This window comes from Spongiivirga citrea (assembly GCF_010671565.1).
GTDB lineage: Bacteria > Bacteroidota > Bacteroidia > Flavobacteriales > Flavobacteriaceae > Spongiivirga > Spongiivirga citrea.
On the sequence record NZ_JAABOQ010000010.1, the window covers coordinates 35,262 to 53,820 of the forward strand.

At 37.3% G+C, this 18,559-nt stretch carries 17 protein-coding genes; 7 read left to right on the top strand and 10 right to left on the bottom strand.

The annotated features are described in order from the left end of the window. Positions 1-42: 42 nt before the first annotated feature. From idi to GWK10_RS18035, 4 genes are read left to right on the top strand one after another with little or no spacing between them, the layout of a single operon-like run. The gene (gene idi, locus GWK10_RS18020; RefSeq protein ID WP_164033820.1) at positions 43-567 is read left to right on the top strand and encodes an isopentenyl-diphosphate Delta-isomerase; all 525 of its coding nucleotides are present in this window, start codon (positions 43-45) and stop codon (positions 565-567) included. After that, positions 564-974, top strand: a complete 411-nt coding sequence (locus tag GWK10_RS18025) for a 6-pyruvoyl trahydropterin synthase family protein (protein WP_164033804.1) — start codon at positions 564-566, stop codon at positions 972-974. Before idi ends, GWK10_RS18025 begins: the two co-directional genes overlap by 4 nt. 1 nt (position 975) lies before the next feature. After that, positions 976-1,440 (top strand): peroxiredoxin, encoded by a 465-nt coding sequence (locus GWK10_RS18030; protein WP_164033805.1) that lies wholly within the window; start codon positions 976-978, stop codon positions 1,438-1,440. Positions 1,441-1,498: 58 nt separating this feature from the next. Beyond that, positions 1,499-1,765, top strand: coding sequence for a hypothetical protein (locus GWK10_RS18035; RefSeq protein WP_164033806.1), 267 nt, complete (start codon positions 1,499-1,501; stop codon positions 1,763-1,765). Positions 1,766-1,768: 3 nt separating this feature from the next. On the opposite strand, the gene GWK10_RS18040 is transcribed toward GWK10_RS18035, so the two are convergent. Genes GWK10_RS18040 through GWK10_RS18070 form a run of 7 tightly spaced genes read right to left on the bottom strand, consistent with a single transcriptional unit; the run spans position 1,769 to position 8,616 of the window. Continuing rightward, positions 1,769-2,473, bottom strand: coding sequence for a DUF4369 domain-containing protein (locus tag GWK10_RS18040; protein ID WP_164033807.1), 705 nt, complete (start codon positions 2,471-2,473; stop codon positions 1,769-1,771). 56 nt (positions 2,474-2,529) lie between these two features. Beyond that, positions 2,530-3,801 (bottom strand): DUF819 family protein, encoded by a 1,272-nt coding sequence (locus GWK10_RS18045; protein WP_164033808.1) that lies wholly within the window; start codon positions 3,799-3,801, stop codon positions 2,530-2,532. 44 nt (positions 3,802-3,845) lie between these two features. Next, positions 3,846-6,062, bottom strand: coding sequence for a DUF5916 domain-containing protein (locus GWK10_RS18050; RefSeq protein WP_164033809.1), 2,217 nt, complete (start codon positions 6,060-6,062; stop codon positions 3,846-3,848). A 60-nt stretch (positions 6,063-6,122) separates the two neighbouring features. Continuing rightward, a complete protein-coding gene (locus GWK10_RS18055; RefSeq protein WP_164033810.1) occupies positions 6,123-6,296 on the bottom strand; it encodes an Arc family DNA binding domain-containing protein in 174 nt (57 codons plus the stop codon). A 2-nt stretch (positions 6,297-6,298) separates the two neighbouring features. Then, complete coding sequence (locus GWK10_RS18060; RefSeq protein ID WP_164033811.1) at positions 6,299-7,240, bottom strand: alpha/beta hydrolase family protein; 942 nt, start codon at positions 7,238-7,240, stop codon at positions 6,299-6,301. Then, a complete protein-coding gene (locus GWK10_RS18530) occupies positions 7,237-7,737 on the bottom strand; it encodes a hypothetical protein (protein ID WP_164033812.1) in 501 nt (166 codons plus the stop codon). The genes GWK10_RS18060 and GWK10_RS18530 overlap by 4 nt, the downstream gene beginning before the upstream one ends. A gap of 21 nt (positions 7,738-7,758) precedes the next feature. After that, positions 7,759-8,616, bottom strand: coding sequence for an SPFH domain-containing protein (locus GWK10_RS18070; protein WP_164033813.1), 858 nt, complete (start codon positions 8,614-8,616; stop codon positions 7,759-7,761). Positions 8,617-8,740: 124 nt separating this feature from the next. Between GWK10_RS18070 and GWK10_RS18075 the strand changes: the two genes are divergently transcribed. Further along, positions 8,741-9,526: a S1/P1 nuclease gene (locus tag GWK10_RS18075; RefSeq protein WP_164033814.1), complete on the top strand. Its 786-nt coding sequence runs from the start codon at positions 8,741-8,743 to the stop codon at positions 9,524-9,526. A 2-nt stretch (positions 9,527-9,528) separates the two neighbouring features. On the opposite strand, the gene GWK10_RS18680 is transcribed toward GWK10_RS18075, so the two are convergent. Next, positions 9,529-10,389 carry a helix-turn-helix domain-containing protein gene (locus GWK10_RS18680; RefSeq protein WP_164033815.1) on the bottom strand — a complete coding sequence of 287 codons (861 nt, stop codon included), beginning with the start codon at positions 10,387-10,389 and terminating at the stop codon, positions 9,529-9,531. A gap of 160 nt (positions 10,390-10,549) precedes the next feature. Here GWK10_RS18680 and GWK10_RS18085 point away from each other — a divergent pair, with 160 nt between their 5' ends. Then, positions 10,550-10,966, top strand: a complete 417-nt coding sequence (locus GWK10_RS18085) for a hypothetical protein (protein WP_164033816.1) — start codon at positions 10,550-10,552, stop codon at positions 10,964-10,966. A gap of 146 nt (positions 10,967-11,112) precedes the next feature. On the opposite strand, the gene GWK10_RS18090 is transcribed toward GWK10_RS18085, so the two are convergent. Continuing rightward, positions 11,113-11,709: an alpha-ketoglutarate-dependent dioxygenase AlkB family protein gene (locus tag GWK10_RS18090; RefSeq protein ID WP_164033817.1), complete on the bottom strand. Its 597-nt coding sequence runs from the start codon at positions 11,707-11,709 to the stop codon at positions 11,113-11,115. Then, entirely contained in the window at positions 11,709-13,454 is a 1,746-nt protein-coding gene (locus GWK10_RS18095) for a DUF885 domain-containing protein (RefSeq protein WP_239540796.1), read from the bottom strand. The genes GWK10_RS18090 and GWK10_RS18095 overlap by 1 nt, the downstream gene beginning before the upstream one ends. Positions 13,455-14,133: 679 nt before the next feature. Here GWK10_RS18095 and GWK10_RS18100 point away from each other — a divergent pair. Continuing rightward, a partial coding sequence (locus GWK10_RS18100; RefSeq protein WP_204263175.1) for a beta strand repeat-containing protein occupies positions 14,134-18,559 on the top strand: 4,426 nt, incomplete at its 3' end.

Consider the following 18,559-nt stretch of genomic DNA (forward strand, 5'->3'; position numbering starts at 1 on the left):
TTTTTGTTTCTATTTCCAAAGCAAATCTTATTTTTGATGGCAATGGAAGAAAAAGTGATTCTCGTTAATGAAAAAGACGAGCAAATAGGGTTGATGCCTAAAATGGAAGCCCACGAAAAGGCTTTACTACATAGGGCGTTTTCTGTTTTTATATTGAACAACAAAGGAGAATTGATGTTGCAGCAACGCGCTTTACACAAATATCATTCTCCTGGTTTATGGACCAATACTTGTTGCTCTCATCAAAGAGATGGCGAACAAAATATTGAAGCTGGAAAACGTCGTTTGCAAGAAGAAATGGGATTTGTGACTGAACTAGAGGAAACAATTTCATTTATTTACAAAGCCCCTTTTGATAATGGTTTAACCGAGCATGAATTAGATCATATTATGGTCGGTTATTATGAAGATGAGCCTATTATAAACCAAGAAGAAGTTGCAGCATGGAAATGGATGTCTCTTGATGCGGTACAGGATGATATCAGTAATAATCCATACAAGTATACCGCGTGGTTTAAGATTATATTTGAACGTTTTTATCCCCACATACAAGCATATCAAAAATGAAGGTAAAGGTTAGCAGAAGGGCTCATTTTAACGCGGCACATCGTTTGTATAATAAAGCATGGAGCGATGAAAAGAATCAGGAGATATTTGATAAATGCAACAATCCTAATTATCATGGTCATAATTACGAACTTATAGCCAGCGTAACCGGACCTATTGATCCGGAAACGGGATATGTAATTGATGTGAAAATCTTGAAAGATCTTATTAAAGAAGAAGTTGAAAACGCATTCGATCATAAGAACTTGAACTTGGATGTTCCTGAATTTAAGCACTTGAATCCTACAGCAGAGAATATTTGTGTGGTTATATGGAACAAGCTAAGAAAACGCTTACCAGATCATTTAGCGCTGGAAATCGAACTGTATGAAACTCCGCGAAATTTTGTGAGCTATAACGGTAATTAATATGGCATTAAACATTGGTGACCTTGTTCCCCATTTTACTTCAATAAATCAAGATGGCGATACTTTTGATAGTAAGGACTATATAGGAAAACAATTATTGGTTATTTATTTCTATCCAAAGGATAATACACCTGGTTGTACTAAAGAAGCCTGCGAGTTTAGAGATCAGTATGAAGATTTTCAACATTATGGCGCCCAGGTGATAGGAGTTAGTGGTGATAGCCAATCATCACATCAAAGGTTTGCTAAGCGATATAAATTGCCTTTTACACTTCTAGCAGACACCAATAAAAAATTAAGAAGACTATTTGGAGTGGAATCTAATTTATTGGGCTTGCTTCCTGGAAGGGAAACTTTCGTGATTGATACCTCAGGAAAATTGGTCATGCGGTTTAATAGTATGAACGCAAAGAACCATATGAGTAAGGCTTTGAAAAAAGTTAAAGAAATAGCTAAAACTGTATAACTCAAATACCGTGATCGGTATTTTTTCGTTATCTTAACATCGATAAAATTTTACAACAATGGCAAGTATTCGCGATCTAAAAAAAGATATAAACTACGTATTAGGAGACATTATTGAAGCAGTATATGAATGGGAACTTGAGAACCCAGAATCTGATACCAAAAAAAGCAATGCGATCATTGATGAGGCGATTGCTACTTTTGATGATTTAATAGCAAAAGTAAGTGACCGAAAAGTAGAGAACAGATCTTCTTATTTAAAGTCTATTAATACAGAATTAGAATCTAAAGGAAACGCTTTGATCGAAAAAGTGAATAAGCTTTAATGCCTATTCGCTTTTCGTTTTTTCAATATTCTTTTTGAGTAACTTCCCGTATTTGGACACTTGAACTTCTTTTGTAAGTGATTTGTAAATAGTATCCAAATAGGTCACATTGGCGTCGTAGATATCGGTAATGGCGATATAAGGAGCCAATTCGTTATCCTTGTTATTCATGGCAAAATTTACGGCATAGCGATACTTGCTTTTAATATTTTGAAGAGCAGCTTTATTAACAGAATCAATCTTCGATACATTGCTATCGGTTTCCGCTTGCAATCCTTCTCGTATTAAACTAAATTCTTTGGCGTTAAAACGAGTCATCATTTCTTTGTAAATCTCATATTTATCATGAGCCTCCGATCCGCTAACAGTATGTTTGGTGTCGAATCCGTTTAATTGCGTATTAATATTAATTTCACCTGGCTGCGCAAAGAATGCGATACGATCATTAATATCATTTCCATCTTTTTTGTCTAAATACAAATACAGCATTTCCGGACTTTCTAAATGCGTGCTGAATGAAAAATTTGGGTCACCTTTAATAGCAACACTATCGATAACTTGTAAACTAGTATCTTGAATTCGCTGTAAATACAGCACTCCTTTTTTAAGGTTTTTTACAGTACCACTTACCGTAAGGTTGTCTTCTTTCTTAGTACAAGAAGCAACAAGAATTAGCGTGAAAATAATAACGACATTCCTCTTGAACATAAATCAAATTTTAGTGGCACAAATATGCAATTTAATTTGTGAAAATGGTAGCGTAATTACACTTTGGATGCGGTTTCCATAAGAAAAGTACATAACAGCGCACCATAGGTTCCTACAACATAACCAAATACGGCCAACAATACACCTACTGATGCTAACGACGGATGGAATATTGAAGCTACTACAGGTGCAGAGGCCGCTCCACCTACATTGGCTTGACTACCAACGGCTAAAAAGAAATAAGGCGCTTTGATAAGTTTAGCAACAAGGATTAAAAGCGCGACATGGAAACTCATCCAAACAAGACCGATAAGTAACAAACCAGGATTTTCAAAGATCTTACTTAGATCCATTTTCATACCAATAGTGGCAACCAATATGTAAATGAATATAGAACCTATTTTGCTAGCTCCCGCACCCTCATAGTTTTTAGCTTTTGTAAATGAAAGTGTGATGCCGATTATCGTTACAATAGTGACCATCCAGAAAAATTGGCTGCCAAATGATGATAGGGCACTAGACTCATCGGCAACAGCATCGAAGGTTGCTATAAGCCAGTCAGAAATTCCGGTAGCACCCCAATGAGCTAGACCGACTGCTGCAAAAGCCATACCCAGCATGATCATAAGATCGGTTAGCGAGGGGTTACGAGTGACTTTGGCTGTAAAACTGGACACTTTTTCTTTTAATTCTTCAATTGCAGAAGTATCTGCTTTTAACCAGGCATCAATGCTTTTTGATTTTCCTATACCAATTAATAGTACTGCTGTCCATAAATTACCGACTACAATGTCGACCAAGACCATGCCTCCGTACTTATCCGGATTGTATTCAAATATTTCCAACATTGCGGCTTGGTTTGCACCACCGCCAATCCAACTTCCTGCTAGGGTTGACAAACCTCTCCAAACAGCATCAGGGCCAACACCGCCCACAGTTTCTGGTGAAAAATAGGAGATAATTAGTATCGCCAGGGGTCCACCAATGATGATCCCGACTGTACCCGTAAAAAACATGATTAAGGCTTTACCACCCAAATTGCTAATGGCCTTTAAGTCGATACTCAATGTCATTAGGACAAGCGCCGCCGGTAGTAAGTAGCGACTCGCCATAAAGTAAAGTTTAGAATGATCGTCTGAAACCAAGTTAAACGAACTATAAAGCGAAGGAATCAAATAGCACATTAATAAGGCTGGAACGTATTTATAAAAGTGTTTCCAAAAGCCTTTTTTTATTGATTCTGTATAGAAAACGAAACCCAATGCAAGCATCAACAGTCCGAAAACGATGGTGTCATTGGTTATTAACGGGAGTTGTTCTTCATTCATAATTTGCAAGATATGAAAATGAATAACTTATATAGTTTGTCGAATTAAATATTCAACCAATAGGTAACCTTTAAATTTATGGAACGGGTTTTAGGAGCGATTGTCTCCGTGAAATAGTTGTCATTATACACTAAGAAGAGATCAGAAAGTGGAGCGAAACGCCATTGTAATCTTGAGTTAACACTAAAATTATCACGCTGATTACTGTATTGTATAAAGGTCGCCCAGAAAATTGATTTGTTAAATGTAACATCAATTCTTGGTCCCACCAACCAAATATCGGCCGAAGGAAATGGATCGGGTAATGAGATTTTATCATAGTTTACCTGCATAGAAGCGGTAAAATACGGCTGCAGTCGCAGATTGGCTCGTCCTTCAAATGAAAATCTGTTGCCATTAAAAAACTCGCCATAAGACGGATTGACACTATAAGAGAATTTTTTGCGTTGATCTGATCTATAGTTGGCGCTAATTTGATGATATATATATCCTCGGTCAATTGGTAATTCAAGTCCATCACTTCCTGTAGGATCAAAACCGTCAAACAAAAAGGTGTATCGTCTACTTAGGGTAACATTAAACTCTTCTTGTGTGGTAAGTTGCCCTTCATATCGCGCAAAAATGGCATAATCTGAGTTTTTAAAATTTAATTCTGGGCGAAAGAAAAAGGTAGGGGTAACACTAATCGTATGCCTATTAAATTTACTGTCAGAAGGCCAGAAATTGCGTTCTACTCTATTAAATGTTCTAAAAATATCAGTGCGTCGAACAAACCCTAGGTCTGACTTGAAATTTTCACCAATATAGCGCGCAGCTGCCCGAAATAACCAGTTCCTGGAGTTGTAAGTTGTGGCTGCTCCCCATGAGTAGTCACGACTATCAATATTAGGTGTGAATGATTTATGTACATAATACTTTCCAATCCACGTATTGTCTGCAGAAGCTAGGTTGTAGTCAATGCCTACGACTCTGTTAAAGCTATTATTATCAAGATCATCATCATTATCATCATTGAAATCGTAATCTTTAGCAGCCTGTCTGTTAATAAAAAAAGCACTAATGTTCGATCTGCTAAAGACCTTGTGCTGCACCACCGCAACGGCATTGTTGTTTGAAGCAATTTCATTGGCCAGATCTTCTTCAGTTTGAATATTGATTAATCCTACTCTTAGATTATTATTCAATTTTCCACTTAGCCGAGCACCTGCAATAATGGGATTTTCAATCGTATTTCCATCAATGTCTTCAGCAATACCAATTCGTCTAGAAAAGAATGGATTTGCGTCGCGGTCATCTCCAAAAGTGGCAAATAAATCACTGTTTTCTATAAAGAATTGTCTACGCTCTGGTAGGCCAATTTCAAAACGTGTTAAGTTGGTAACTTGTTGATCGACCTCTACCTGTGAAAAATCTGGATTAAATGTTAAATCTAAATTGAGCCCCGTACCAATCGTTAATCGGGCATCACCGCCAAATTTGAAATCACTAAAGCTCGAATTTTCTTCAAAATCTTTACTGGCAATTCCGTTGACATATGGAATAAGAGCAATTGGCGTTTTCGATTTACGCAGTGGTTTTTCAAAAACCATATCACCCATGTAGGCGAGGTTAAAAATAAATTGGTTTTGAGGAATTTGCATCCAAGTATTACGTTCATTTCCCTGCGTATCAAATTGGTAACAGTTGAATCGCCATTTGGTGGTTCCATCCTTATATTTAAATGAGAAAAGCGGTATTTCCCATTCCGATATATAATACCCATCATAAATTTTGGTTTCGCCTTTCCATTTGGTATCCCATGAGGTTGTGAATCCACTAAGGTCCGTGCCACCACCTGAAACCAATGCCTCACGCCGCACTCCTAATGGGTTGGTTCCGAATAAAAAGGCATTGATGCCATCATTAAAAGTGTCGAACATTAAGGTGACGTTGTCACTACCACCGGCTCTAAAATCCCGTCTTAATGAAGGTACCACATAGTCTTTACCAAGAGCCTGTACTTTAATGGCTACATAAAGAAAGCGATCACTGTATAAAAATCGAATTTCGGTTTGGTGTTTTGCTTGAACAGTATCGGTGGGAAAATATTGCCAAAAATCTTTAGCGATTCCCGCTTGCTCCCAAATAGGTTCGTCTAGTGAACCGTCAAGGGTAATCTTGTCTTCAGTATACTTAACAATAAACTGTTTGTTAGAAACAGTTTGGGCGGTAACTATTTTTGACAAAGACAATACCGCTAGAACAATAAAAAATTGGCGCATGCAAATGGTTAGTTAGCCTAGCAAAAGTATGTTTTTAAACGTTAAGAAAATCCTAAGAATTTAAGGGGTTTTATCCTCTTTTTTCTTTGGATCTCGTTTTGCTTGTTTTAGGTGTTGCATAAGCATCCATTCGATTTGGCCGTTGGTGGAACGAAACTCGTCTGCAGCCCATTTTTCGATGGCTTTAAACATGTCTTCGTTAAGGCGCAATGCGAATGCTTTCTTTTTAGGCATGACTATTTTTTAATGAATTCAACCAAAGTGTTGACTAATTTTTGAGATAACGGGAAGTCTGGTGAAAAATAGGATTGCTGATTTTTGGCAGGATCTTCAATTGTTTTTAATACATGGTTCATTTTAGAGATTATAACCAACTCGGAGTCCGGATTTGATTCATGTAACAACTCAGCATCCTTTACCCGAACTTGAAGATCAAGATCCCCATTAATAAGTAAAATAGGAATTGTCATTGATTTGATCATTACCATTGGATTGTATCTGTTATAGTCTTTCAGGAAAGCTTGATTTTGGGGAGCGAAGATATTCGCAAGCATTTGGTTAACAGATAGTATGGTGTCTGTCTTTTTCAATTCAGAAAAATGTTGGGTGGCAACTTTAGCCAATTCTTCACTTTGATTTCCTACTTGTCTAACAATAGCATCTTCAATAGTTTCACTGGGGCCTGCTAAAGAAATAAATTTGTCAATATGATCATTCATTGCAAGCATACTAACTAAGGATCCTTGGCTATGGCCAACTAGAATAATTTTATTAAATCGTTTGTCATCTTTAAAATGATTAATAACAACACGAACATCGGACGCTAACTCGTTAAACTTTATCCCATTCTTTAGCATTATAGGAATGTTTTTCGGGTTAGAAGTGCGTTTGTCGTATCGATAAAAAGCAATTCCTTTGTTTACCAAACTATCTGACAGTTGCTTGATGTAATTTGCGTTAATACTCATACCTGTTTGATTTCCATTTCGGTCGATATTTCCAGACCCATGAACAAATATGACAAGTATTTGTTTATTGGTTTCTTCTAGGTAGCTTAGAGTTCCAGGAAGCTCAATTTCGTTGTTTTTTAAAAGAATATCTTCTTCTTTTATTGATTGAGCGTTAGTTATTGCTGAAAGTACAAGACTGACTATTATAATGGTAATTCGTGCTATCATGATGTTGTTTTTTTGAAATAGTAATTGATAGTTCGTTGTGCTTCATCTGCTAATTGCGTACCAATCAATAACTTTTTTCCGTTTTTGTATTTAAGTTGAATGCCCTTTTTACCTGCAATATTTAGTGCTTTTCCGCTATTTGAGAATGACATTCGATATCCCCAACCACTATATTCTGATAGTGGGTTGTAGGTTCTTATTTCGCAAACCTCAAGCTCGTTCCATTGAATAAGCTTCATTTTAAAATGAAAAGGGAACATTCGATAGTGTACTCCCTTTTCATCAATTCTGGTACTTAGTTTGGTGCGATAAATTAGTAATAATGGAATTGCAGACACAATCAAAATACTATTGACGATGTATTTTTCCGTAGTCGAAATAGTTTCATCCGTATAGTTTATTGCATAAAAAGCATAAATCATTATGGCTAATGAACCTAGCACGAGCAAATGAAAGAACCATTGCTTAAAATGTTGAGATTCTGTGAATATTCGCATTAGTTTGCTAATAAAATTTACTTAAGTTAATGTACCTGTATTTAGCACCGGCGTAGCGTCCTTATCAGAGCATAGAATGACCATTAGATTGCTTACCATTGTTGCTTTGCGCTCTTCATCTAGCTCGACTATTTCTTTTTTGCTTAATTCATCTAGTGCCATTTCGACCATACTAACTGCACCTTCGACAATTTTGTGCCTTGCAGCAATTATTGCTGTGGCTTGTTGCCTTTTTAACATGGCATTCGCAATTTCTTGAGCATACGCCAAGTAACCAATTCGACTTTCTAATACTTCAATACCGGCTATAGATAATCGTTCTTCTAATTCTTTCTCTAGTGCCTCACTAACCTCATTTACACTTGAGCGTAAGGTAATATCTTCATCAAGGCCTTCATCAGCGAAATTGTCATAAGGATACATACTGGCTAGTTTTCTTACAGCAGCATCTGTTTGCACTCGTACAAAATTCTCGTAATTATCTACTTCAAAAGCAGCTTTATAAGTATCCAAAACGCGCCACACTAAAATGGTACTTATCATTACCGGATTTCCTAGTTTGTCATTCACCTTTAAACGCTCACTATCAAAGTTGCTAGCGCGTAACGATATTTTCTTTTTAGTGTAAAAGGGATTTACCCAAAAAAGCCCGTTTTTCTTTACAGTGCCTTTGTATTTACCAAATAGTAAAAGCACTTTGGAAGTGTTCGGGTTTACAAGGACGAATCCAGGTAATAAAAACAAAACAGGGATAAACAGTAATGCATATTCGGGATTACCAGTGCTAGACAAAGCATAAATGATAAACCCGACCGCAGTAAGGAATAACAGCAACATGATGTAGCCGTTCATCGGGACTATAGTTTTTTCGTTAGACATATGTGTTTAGTTTAAATTGATATTAAATTGATATCATAAAGATATATAAAATTTTATGATATTTCCAAATTTATTGGTGTTTTGCTAACTGTAGGATGTTTATTTTTGCTAAAAATTATTCATTGTGAAGAAGTATTCTTATCTGTTTGTGATTTTAGTTTTTTTTAGTTTTTACGGACTTCAGGCCAATGAAGTGGTTTGGGGCAAAACTGGTCACCGCACTACAGGCCATATTGCTCAGAAACATTTAAGTAGAAAGGCAAAAAAGGAGATAAAAAAACTGCTAGGTGGTCAAAACCTTGCGACTGCATCGACCTATGCTGATGAGATAAAATCGGATGAAGTATACAGAAAATATAGTGCTTGGCACTATGTTAATTTTAGTTTTGGAACCAAATATGGTGACGAACCTTTAAATCCTGGAGGGGACATTATATCAGGTATTAATACCTGTAAAGAGGTACTTCAAAATCCGAATAGTACTAGGGCGGACAAAGTGTTTTATTTAAAACTGTTAATCCATTTTATTGGCGATCTGCATCAGCCATTGCACTGTGGTAAAGCTAGTGATAAAGGCGGAAATGACTTTCAAGTTCGTTGGTTTGATCAAGGTACGAATCTTCATAAAGTATGGGATTCTAAAATGATTGATAGCTATGGTATGAGTTATACTGAATTGGCAGAAAGCATTGATGTTGTTTCTAAAAAGAGGCGTCAACAATGGCAAGAAGGCAGCATTTTAGATTGGGCTTATGAATCCCAGGCTTTGGCGGATAAGGTTTACAAATCGGCAAAATCAGGAGAAAAATTGAAATACAGTTATTCTTATGAAAATCTAGATACGGTAAAACAACAACTACTAAAAGGGGGCATTCGATTAGCTGGAGTGCTTAATGAAATATTTCGCTAGATCTAGGCCGGAGCATTGTTAGCCTGCTTAAATACTTTAGGTGTTATTTGATAATGTTTTTTAAACACTTTCGTCAAATGACTTTCATCTGTAAATCCGAGTTCATAGGCTATTTCAGCGATGGTTTGGTCTGTATTTCGAAGACGATATTGTACTAGAAGCATTTTGTAATTTTCGATATACCGTCTAATACTATCTCCTGTTTCTCGTTTAAATAAGGCATTAATACTATTTGGTGACATCCCAAAATTGCTAGCAATATCTGACGTATTCATTAAGTCATGCTCGTAGACGTTAGTCCTTATATAGCCAAGTACCTCTTCAATTCTCGATCTTTTTTTGGCGTATTTCGGATTACTCTTTTTGTAATTGCGTTCAATGTTTCGAGCTATAATGCTTAAAATGGTGCTGACAGTATTAGAAATTATATGTTTAGAATAAGGTTCGTCATTAACATATTCATTTACAACCAGACCATGAATTTGCCATAATAGCTCTCGGTCCGTTTCATTATTTATAATATCCCCAGGCATTAAATTAGGATTATGAAGTATGTGTTCAATACGCCTTAGCCATTGAGACCGCTCAGGAAGCTGTTTGTTATGTGTGAAAAGTGTTTCAGTAAACTTGAAATATGTGAACTTAGTTCGTTCTTCTATCTCGAAATGGTGTACATCTTCGGGAGCTATCAAAAAAATGTCTTTTCCCTTGTATTTAAATCTGATATCATTAATTGTGTGATATCCCGATCCTTCATCTATGAAAATAATTTCAAAAAAATTATGATTATGAGGCTCCATTTGCCAAACATCAAATTGATATTGGTGTAATACAAAACTTTCATATAAGTTAATTCTATTCACGCGTTTAGTTGGTTGATTTTCAAATGATAGCGAAATAAATTAACGAAAACCTTTTCGTAACTATTTGATATTCAAAAGGTACAACTTTTTTGTAAAAATTTACAAGCCTTTTACTATGCACGCATAGTAACTTTGTGTTATTAATCAAAACCACAATTTAATGAATGCTATTAAAGTAAATATGTATACTGTAACCCGAGTACTAACGGGGGTATACTTGGTGTTTCATTCCTTTTTGAGCACGATTGATTTCAATGGTTTTTTGAATAAAGTTGATTTGTATTTTGAAAAAGCTCAAGTGTTCAATTTTCAAATACTTTATTATACTGCGCCCTTAGTACCTTTTGAAGAATTTATCATTGGTATTTTATTGGCTTTAGGTTTGTATACTAAAGTGGTTTTGAAAGTAGGTTTTGTGTTGTTTGCTTATTTCTCATTGTTTTTACTAGATGTTGGGGTATACAGCAGCGCGGTTTGTCACATAGGAATGACTTTCGCTATGGCGGCGCTATTCTATTTCAAACAATACAACATAAAATCAATGGATTATGAAATTAGTTCACACTCGTTGCTTTAATTTTTGGCACGAGCTTTGATATATAAGTTATGTAGCTGCTTACATAGAAGCGAGGCTGGTTACCAAGTGGAGTAACAGCTACATTTTTTGGTTGGTTAGTGGAAAAGCATCCGTTTTAGCGGGTGCTTTTTTTTGTTTGTCCAATCTTAGATTAATTGTCTAAATGTCAAATTTATTCGCGATCCGATTTGTTTCGACGTTTTTGGTATTTGATGATGCCAATGATGTTGCGTTTCCCCTTTCATGAGTAATAAACTACCATGATTAAGTAGTAGTTTATGTTTTTGAGTTTTATCTTTTTTGTGTCGAAGATTAAAGTAACGTTCCTCACCAAAACTAAGTGATGCTATTACAGGGTTTTCTCCAAGTTCTTTTTCATCATCAGCATGCCACCCATTACTGTCTTTTCCATCTCGATACAAATTCAACAGTACCGTGTTGAATGATTCATAACTAGCTTCCTCAACCTTAACTTTTATATCATTTAATAAAGCTGAAAACAATTGCGGATGCATGGTAATATTAGAATAGGAGTAGGGTTTATTTTCACTTCCATATAAGGCGGTAAGCCTTGGTTGTTTATATACTTTACCGAACACTTTAATATCATCTTCCTGCCAAGGAGTTTCCTTAAAAAGTTGCTTGAAAATTATATCGGCCTCTTGCCTATTAAAAAAACGGGGATAGTACAAGACCTCCCCATCATTTATCGTTAATTGTATCGGCTCATTAAATAAGCTCATTACTTGTTTTCTGCAATCCAATTATTAATTCGTTCTTCGAGTATAGATAGGGGTACACAACCAACCTGAAGTACTTGATTATGAAATTGTCTAATATCAAAGTCATCGCCCAGTTCATTTTCTGCCTTAGTGCGTAATTCTCGGATCTTTAACTGGCCAATTTTATAAGATAATGCCTGGCCGGGATTGGCCATGTAGCGCTCAATTTCTGAGGTAATGCTAGCCTCGCTTTCAGCCTCATTATCTAATGAATATTGAATGGCCTTTTCACGAGACCATCCCTTGCTGTGCAACCCTGTGTCAACTACCAATCTAATAGCCCGATGCATTTCGGCACTAAGCATTCCAAAATATTGATACGGATCAGTCAATAATCCAAGTTCTTTTCCTAATGACTCGGAATATAGGGCCCAACCTTCACCATAGGCACCGTACCATAATGTTTTTCTAAAACTGGGCAAGCTGGTGTCTTCTTGTTGTAACGAGATTTGGTAATGATGCCCTGGTATTGCTTCATGTAGAAAAAGGGATTCGTCGGAGAACATATTGTATTTTGCTACATCTGGTATTGGAGTATAAAAAATTCCTGGCCGACTTCCGTCCAGCGATCCAGGATTGTATTCGGCACTAGCGGATGCTTCTCTAAATGCTTCGGTTCTTCTAACTTCAAAAGCTGTTTTCGGTTTCACATCAAATAACTTTACAATTTGCGGCTTCATTCGTTCATGCATGTCATTAAAACTGGCAATTATCTCTGAAGGATCTTTAAAGGGCATAAGTTCAGGTTTGGTTCTAACATGATCAAAAAATGCTTTTAAATCGCCCGTAAAACCAACTTCTTCTTTAATTTTTGACATTTCACCACGTATACGAGCCACTTCACTTAATCCAAGCTGATGAATTTCATCCGCAGTCATGTCAGTTGTGGTATACAATTTTATTTGATGTTGATAAAAAGTATCGCCATTAGGTACAGCATCAATACCGCTGCTTTCTCTTCCTGCATCCAAATAAGTACTAGCCATAAATTCTTTTAGAACAGCATATGAAGGCTTAATCTTTTCTTCAACCATGGTTTCAAATTCCTTTTTAAGTCGGTTTTTGTCTTCATCAGAAAAGTTATTGGGAAACTGCTTTATCGGACTCATGAAAAGATTACTGTCAAGATCAGCATCACTTACACTTGCTAATTGAGGAATCACCTTTTTAGTGAGAGATTTAGGCAATACATGGTTATTAGCAATACCTGCTTCCATTTTTTCCTTGGTTGACGCGAGCCATTCCGTGTAATCTTCCAATCTACTTAACCAATTCTCATAATCTTTTACTGTTTTAAATGGTTGTGCTCCGGCACCACTTGCCAACTGCCCCATCATTAAATTCATCGACCACATTTGGTCAATTGGCGTGTAGTTTTCAAAGGCTAGCCCTTCTAAATTAATGGTAATATCCCAATGGAGTATTGCTTTGGTAAGTTGTTCACTATCGCTTAGCGCTTGTGTGCTGTCGTAATGCGATAATTTTTCACGATAGGTAGTGTAATAAGTTCGCACTTTTTGTTCGTGCGCTTTGGAGAGCGAGTTAGGTAAGGTGTCGTTATAGCGATTATCACCTGCAAAAGTGGCGTTAAGCGGATTAAGTTTTAGCCCATCTTGATAATAGGCTTCAAAAACATCGGAAATAGGAGGTAAGTTTTCATTGTCAGGATCGTCTTCACAATTGAACACTAATGCTATTATGAACATGTAAAAGAAAACTTTTAAGGTTGATTTCATAATATGTAATTATTTTTTTAAAATTAAATCAAAAAATTTACTATTCAGCGATATCCTATAGAGATAAAAGCAATGAGAAGATAGTGAATTATCTTGCCCTTTCAGCTTACTTTCCTTTTTGTTGATCTGGTTGTAATATGTCTTTTACTTTAAAAACCAATTTTGTTTAAGGTTTCTGTTATTTCAAACTATTAGTGTTGAGTACGTAGTATGTTTATTATTGCTGCGCACACAGCTCAAAAAAGTGAAGCCTATATAAAAAAAGGCAAAAAAAAAGTTCAACAAAACACTGTATTTGAAGGGTTTAACATTTTTTTATTACTTTTATAACTCTAACGAAGAGTAGTACCTCCGCTACAAACTAACTAAAACCAAAATCGTCACTTTTTAGGGATGATATATCTGGATTCAAAAAATCGACTGTTGAAAGTGTTTTGTTTCGACAAGGCTCTTTATGTAAAAAAACGAATTTTAATTAACCAAAAACCAGTGTGAAAGAATCTTTACTTGTATTAATCTTCTAAAAAATTACCCAATAAATAAATCCCCACTGGCAGTTTAGCTAGCCTGAACAGCTGTATTATAATTTTTCAGATTGCTACTTGTTCATTGTTTTTAGCACTATACTATTAACTGATCAAATATTAGTATGAAGCTCCTTACGCCCAACAAAGTCGGGGAGAAACTTGCAGTTTCTTCTTATGGAAATTATCATTTCTCCAAACGTATCATTTTCTTTTTGTTTATTTTTTTGACATTCTTACAAACTAATATAATTAGTGCACAGGATGCTGATGGTGATGGGATTACCGATGTCGCGGATTTAGATGATGATAATGACGGTATTCCTGACGATCTAGAATATCTAGGTTTTAGCATTACAGATCCATCTGGAGGTATATGCGATATTCCTTCATTCGATTTTAGTGCGAATCCTGTTCAGACGGGCCCTGATAATACGGTAGGTACCACGTATCGATATGCAAATTCTACTCCAGGGATTGATGCCGTTATTACAATACTAGAAATTAATAATGCATCTATTTTAACAATAGATAACCAAAATACAGGCCTAGCAAGTGCATTTAATCCCGAAATTATATTTACTTCAAGCGGAACGCCAAATATTGTTTTTCGGATGGATTTTTTCGACACTGGAACTAATAATCCAGTGGTTGGACTCACTAGTTTTGGCGGCTCAGCATATGATATTGACGGGACTAATCAAAAAGAATCTCAGGTATACTATGGTCTGGGTGCTTATGTGTTAGAAAGTAATACAGCCTTATCCGCAACTGCAGTTTCAGATGGAACATACGGTAACGGAATCGATTTTACAGCTGGTAGTGTTCAAGGCCCTAGTGTTGATACCAATCCTGTTATCCGAGCTTTTTTTCACTATCAGGGAATTTCTTCTTTTATCTTTAGACTACAATATAAACGAGGGAATCGCTCTGGAAATACCAGAAGACAGTTTTCCCTTAACATCGATGAATGTACCGCAACGGAATATGCAGATCCTGATTTTGTAATCTTAGATGGTGTAGATTTTGATAATGATGGGATCCCGAACCATTTAGATATTGACGCTGACAATGATGGATTACCTGATGTTTATGAAGCCGGAAATGCGGCACTTGATACCAATAATGATGGTGTCCTCGATAATAATGATACAGGTGGAAATGTTGGCTCAAATGGCTTGGCAGCTTCGGTAGAAACCAATGATACCGCGACAGCTACAATAAGTTATATAATTCCAAATACCGATGGAGATTTAATTACTCAAGGTAGGACCCTTCCTGATTATAAAGATTTAGATGCTGATAACGATGGAATAACGGATGCGGAAGAAGCCTGGAGTGATAATGCTACAATAGGCGATGTTGGTAATGATGGAACAATTGATGGAAATGGAGTAGATGATAATATCATTAATGATTCCAACTCAAACGGATGGGATGATGATGCACAAGCCGCCTATACTGCTAATCCTGCTAGTTCGGACTATGATACGTTTCCAAATCATTTAGATCTTGATAGTGACGGTGATGGGCTTCCTGATACTTTTGAAGGGAACTTTCAGGTATTAGATGGTGATAACGACGGAGTTGTCGGTACAGGAACTCCCAGTGATATTGATAATGATGGATTGGCAGATACAAATGATCCGGATTTTACAGGAAATGTAATTGGTGGATTTGGATTTAATCAGGATCGCGATGGTGATGGTGTAAATAACTATTTAGATATCGATATTGATAATGATGGTATCATAGATAATATAGAAGGGCTACCAACAACCTCATATGTACCACCGTCTAATACCGATGCTGATGGCGATGGACTAGATGATGCCTATGACGTTGATCAGGGAGGAGTCGCTCATGGCTATGCAAACACAGATGGTGGTTCAGCACCAGATTATGCAGACACTAATTCCGATGGACAAGATGGAGGTTTAGATCCAAGTGATCTTGCTGAAAACTTTTTTGGGGTGTCGGGGGCATTAGATCCAGCAGAAGTAGATGTTGATGACGATGGGGTTTTAGATGCAGCAGCCTTTGCCGATGCTGATGGAGATGGACTTGCGGATATTTTTGATTTAAGTGCAGGTACGGGAGCGATTGCCAATGTTACCAATGGAGGGCAAACGCCAACAAGCCAGCCTAACGATCAATTAGCTGGCACTCCAGAACGTGACTGGCGTGAAGAATTAGCTCCAGATAATGACAACGATGGTATTCCTGATAGTGTTGACGTAGATGATGATAATGATGGTATTTTAGATACAGATGAAGCTTCGGGTGATACTGATGGTGATGGAATTCTTGATGTGTTTGATTTAGACTCTGACAACGATGGGATTCCCGATTATACAGAGGCAGGGGGTACAAATGATCCCGATGGGAATGGTCAGCCTGGTAGTGGTGTTCTAGGAGACACAGGTGAGATTATCCAAACGGGGCCAAATGCAGGACTTCCCTCAGTAGGAGGTATTCCATTAACGCCTATAGACTCAGATGGAGATGGTCAGAATGATAATGTTGATTTAGATAGTGATAACGATGGTATTCCAGATGTAATCGAAGCAGGAGGTACCGATGAAAATAACGATGGTCAGTTCGGACCAGGTACAGCCAATGATTCCGATTCTGATGGATTGATCGATTCAATTGACCCTTACGATGATAGAGAAGGTGTTACAGACGACCCGTTAAATCCCGGAAATGCATTGCCAATTCCTAATTCGGATGGAAATGGGCCGGTAGATTATCTGGATCTGGATAGTGATAACGATGGTATTCCCGATGTCACTGAAGCCGGAGGATCAGATTCTGATGGGGATGGGATAATAGGTACTGGTGCAATTACAGATACTGATGGTGATGGTTGGAGCAATATTACAGATAATGATGACGGTGGCACTGCTTTACCTGCGGGAGATGCTGATGGAGATGGTAAGCTTAATTTCCAGGATGTAGACAGTGATAATGATGGTATTTATGATACAACTGAAGCTGGAGGCACGCCAGATGCAAATGGTATTATTGCCGGATTTACTGATGGAGATGGAGATGGTTTAGATGATAGTGTGACGGGCTCACCGTTACCATATCCAGATACCGATGGTGATGGTTTTAACGATGCACTCGATTTAGATAGCGACAATGATGGGGTTTACGATGTGATAGAGAGTGGGCAAGGAGATATAGATGCTGATCAGGATGGTCGAGCCGATGGCGCAGATAATGGAAATGGAGCTGTAACAGGTGCCGCCTACGGAACACCTGTAGATACTATTAACACTGCTGGAGATAATTTACCAGATTATTTAGATTTGGATAGTGATGATGATGGAATTCCTGATAATATAGAAGCACAGACAACAGCAGGCTATACACCTCCTTCAGGAACTGATACTGATAACAATGGAGTTGATGATATTTATGATAGCAATGGAAACCCGGTTACACCAACTAATACTGACGCTGCTTTAGCCACCAGCGATGCCATACCCGATTACTTAGATACAGATAGTGATGGAGATGGCTCATTAGATATTGCTGAAGCGCCGGGGCCTTTTGCTGAAACATATGCTGATCCTAACGGCACTCTAGACGATCCAAATACCTTACCTGATACTGATGGAGATAATGGAACTACCGGTGATGTTGATTTTCGTGATGACATCAATGATTCCTTAGATAACGATCAAGACGGGATTCCGGATAGTACTGATGTTGATGATGATAATGATGGAATTTTGGATACCGTTGAAGGTAGTGTAGACAGTGATTTAGACGGGATAGCAGATCAGTTTGATCTTGATTCAGACAATGACGGAATTCCTGACAATGTTGAAGCACAAACAACTGCTGGTTGGCAAGCCCCTTCTACAACAGTGTTTACATCTGGGCCCTTTATAGGATTACCGGATAATTATACCTCAGGTGTAACACCTGAAAATACTGATGGTACCGATGTTCCTGATTATCTCGATGATGACTCTGATAACGATGGTTTAAATGATATAGTAGAAGCCGACGTAGATCTTTTAGGTGTAGATGCGAATAATAATGGTCTTGATGATATTGCAGATAGTCCTTCCAATACGTCGATGATGCCCTATAACCTTCCTCAAGGAGGAATTACCGATCCAAATAATGATTACCCTAATATTAATGGTTCTGGCGATGTTGATTATAGAGAAATACTTGACAGCGATGGTGATGGTGTAGCAGATGTGAATGATTTAGATGATGACAATGATGGTATTCCTGATACTGCAGAAAGTGGTAGTATAGACCCTAATGCCGATGATGATAGTGATGGTGTTCCCAACTTTCGCGATCCGGATTTTCCTGGATTTACGGATTCGAATGGTGATGGTGTGAATGACAATTTTGATTTCGATGGTGATGGTGTCCCAAATCACCTTGATGTTGATAGTGATAATGATGGTATTCCTGATATTACTGAAGCAGGCGGTACTGATACAGATGGTGATGGTCGTGTAGATTATCCAACTCCTGGAGATCCTACTAGTATGGTTGATGCAGATAATGATGGTT

Bases quoted from the DNA above. Each gene is read 5' to 3' on its own strand.
- GWK10_RS18095 (WP_239540796.1), bottom strand. From the start codon at position 13,454: ATGTTCATAATAGCATTAGTGTTCAATTGTGAAGACGATCCTGACAAT.
- GWK10_RS18035 (WP_164033806.1), top strand. From the start codon at position 1,499: ATGGCAAGTATTCGCGATCTAAAAAAAGATATAAACTACGTATTAGGA.
- idi (WP_164033820.1), top strand. From the start codon at position 43: ATGGAAGAAAAAGTGATTCTCGTTAATGAAAAAGACGAGCAAATAGGG.
- GWK10_RS18040 (WP_164033807.1), bottom strand. From the start codon at position 2,473: ATGTTCAAGAGGAATGTCGTTATTATTTTCACGCTAATTCTTGTTGCT.
- GWK10_RS18085 (WP_164033816.1), top strand. From the start codon at position 10,550: ATGAATGCTATTAAAGTAAATATGTATACTGTAACCCGAGTACTAACG.
- GWK10_RS18060 (WP_164033811.1), bottom strand. From the start codon at position 7,240: ATGATAGCACGAATTACCATTATAATAGTCAGTCTTGTACTTTCAGCA.
- GWK10_RS18530 (WP_164033812.1), bottom strand. From the start codon at position 7,737: ATGCGAATATTCACAGAATCTCAACATTTTAAGCAATGGTTCTTTCAT.
- GWK10_RS18090 (WP_164033817.1), bottom strand. From the start codon at position 11,709: ATGAGCTTATTTAATGAGCCGATACAATTAACGATAAATGATGGGGAG.
- GWK10_RS18070 (WP_164033813.1), bottom strand. From the start codon at position 8,616: ATGTCTAACGAAAAAACTATAGTCCCGATGAACGGCTACATCATGTTG.
- GWK10_RS18055 (WP_164033810.1), bottom strand. From the start codon at position 6,296: ATGCCTAAAAAGAAAGCATTCGCATTGCGCCTTAACGAAGACATGTTT.
- GWK10_RS18050 (WP_164033809.1), bottom strand. From the start codon at position 6,062: ATGCGCCAATTTTTTATTGTTCTAGCGGTATTGTCTTTGTCAAAAATA.
- GWK10_RS18030 (WP_164033805.1), top strand. From the start codon at position 976: ATGGCATTAAACATTGGTGACCTTGTTCCCCATTTTACTTCAATAAAT.
- GWK10_RS18045 (WP_164033808.1), bottom strand. From the start codon at position 3,801: ATGAATGAAGAACAACTCCCGTTAATAACCAATGACACCATCGTTTTC.
- GWK10_RS18025 (WP_164033804.1), top strand. From the start codon at position 564: ATGAAGGTAAAGGTTAGCAGAAGGGCTCATTTTAACGCGGCACATCGT.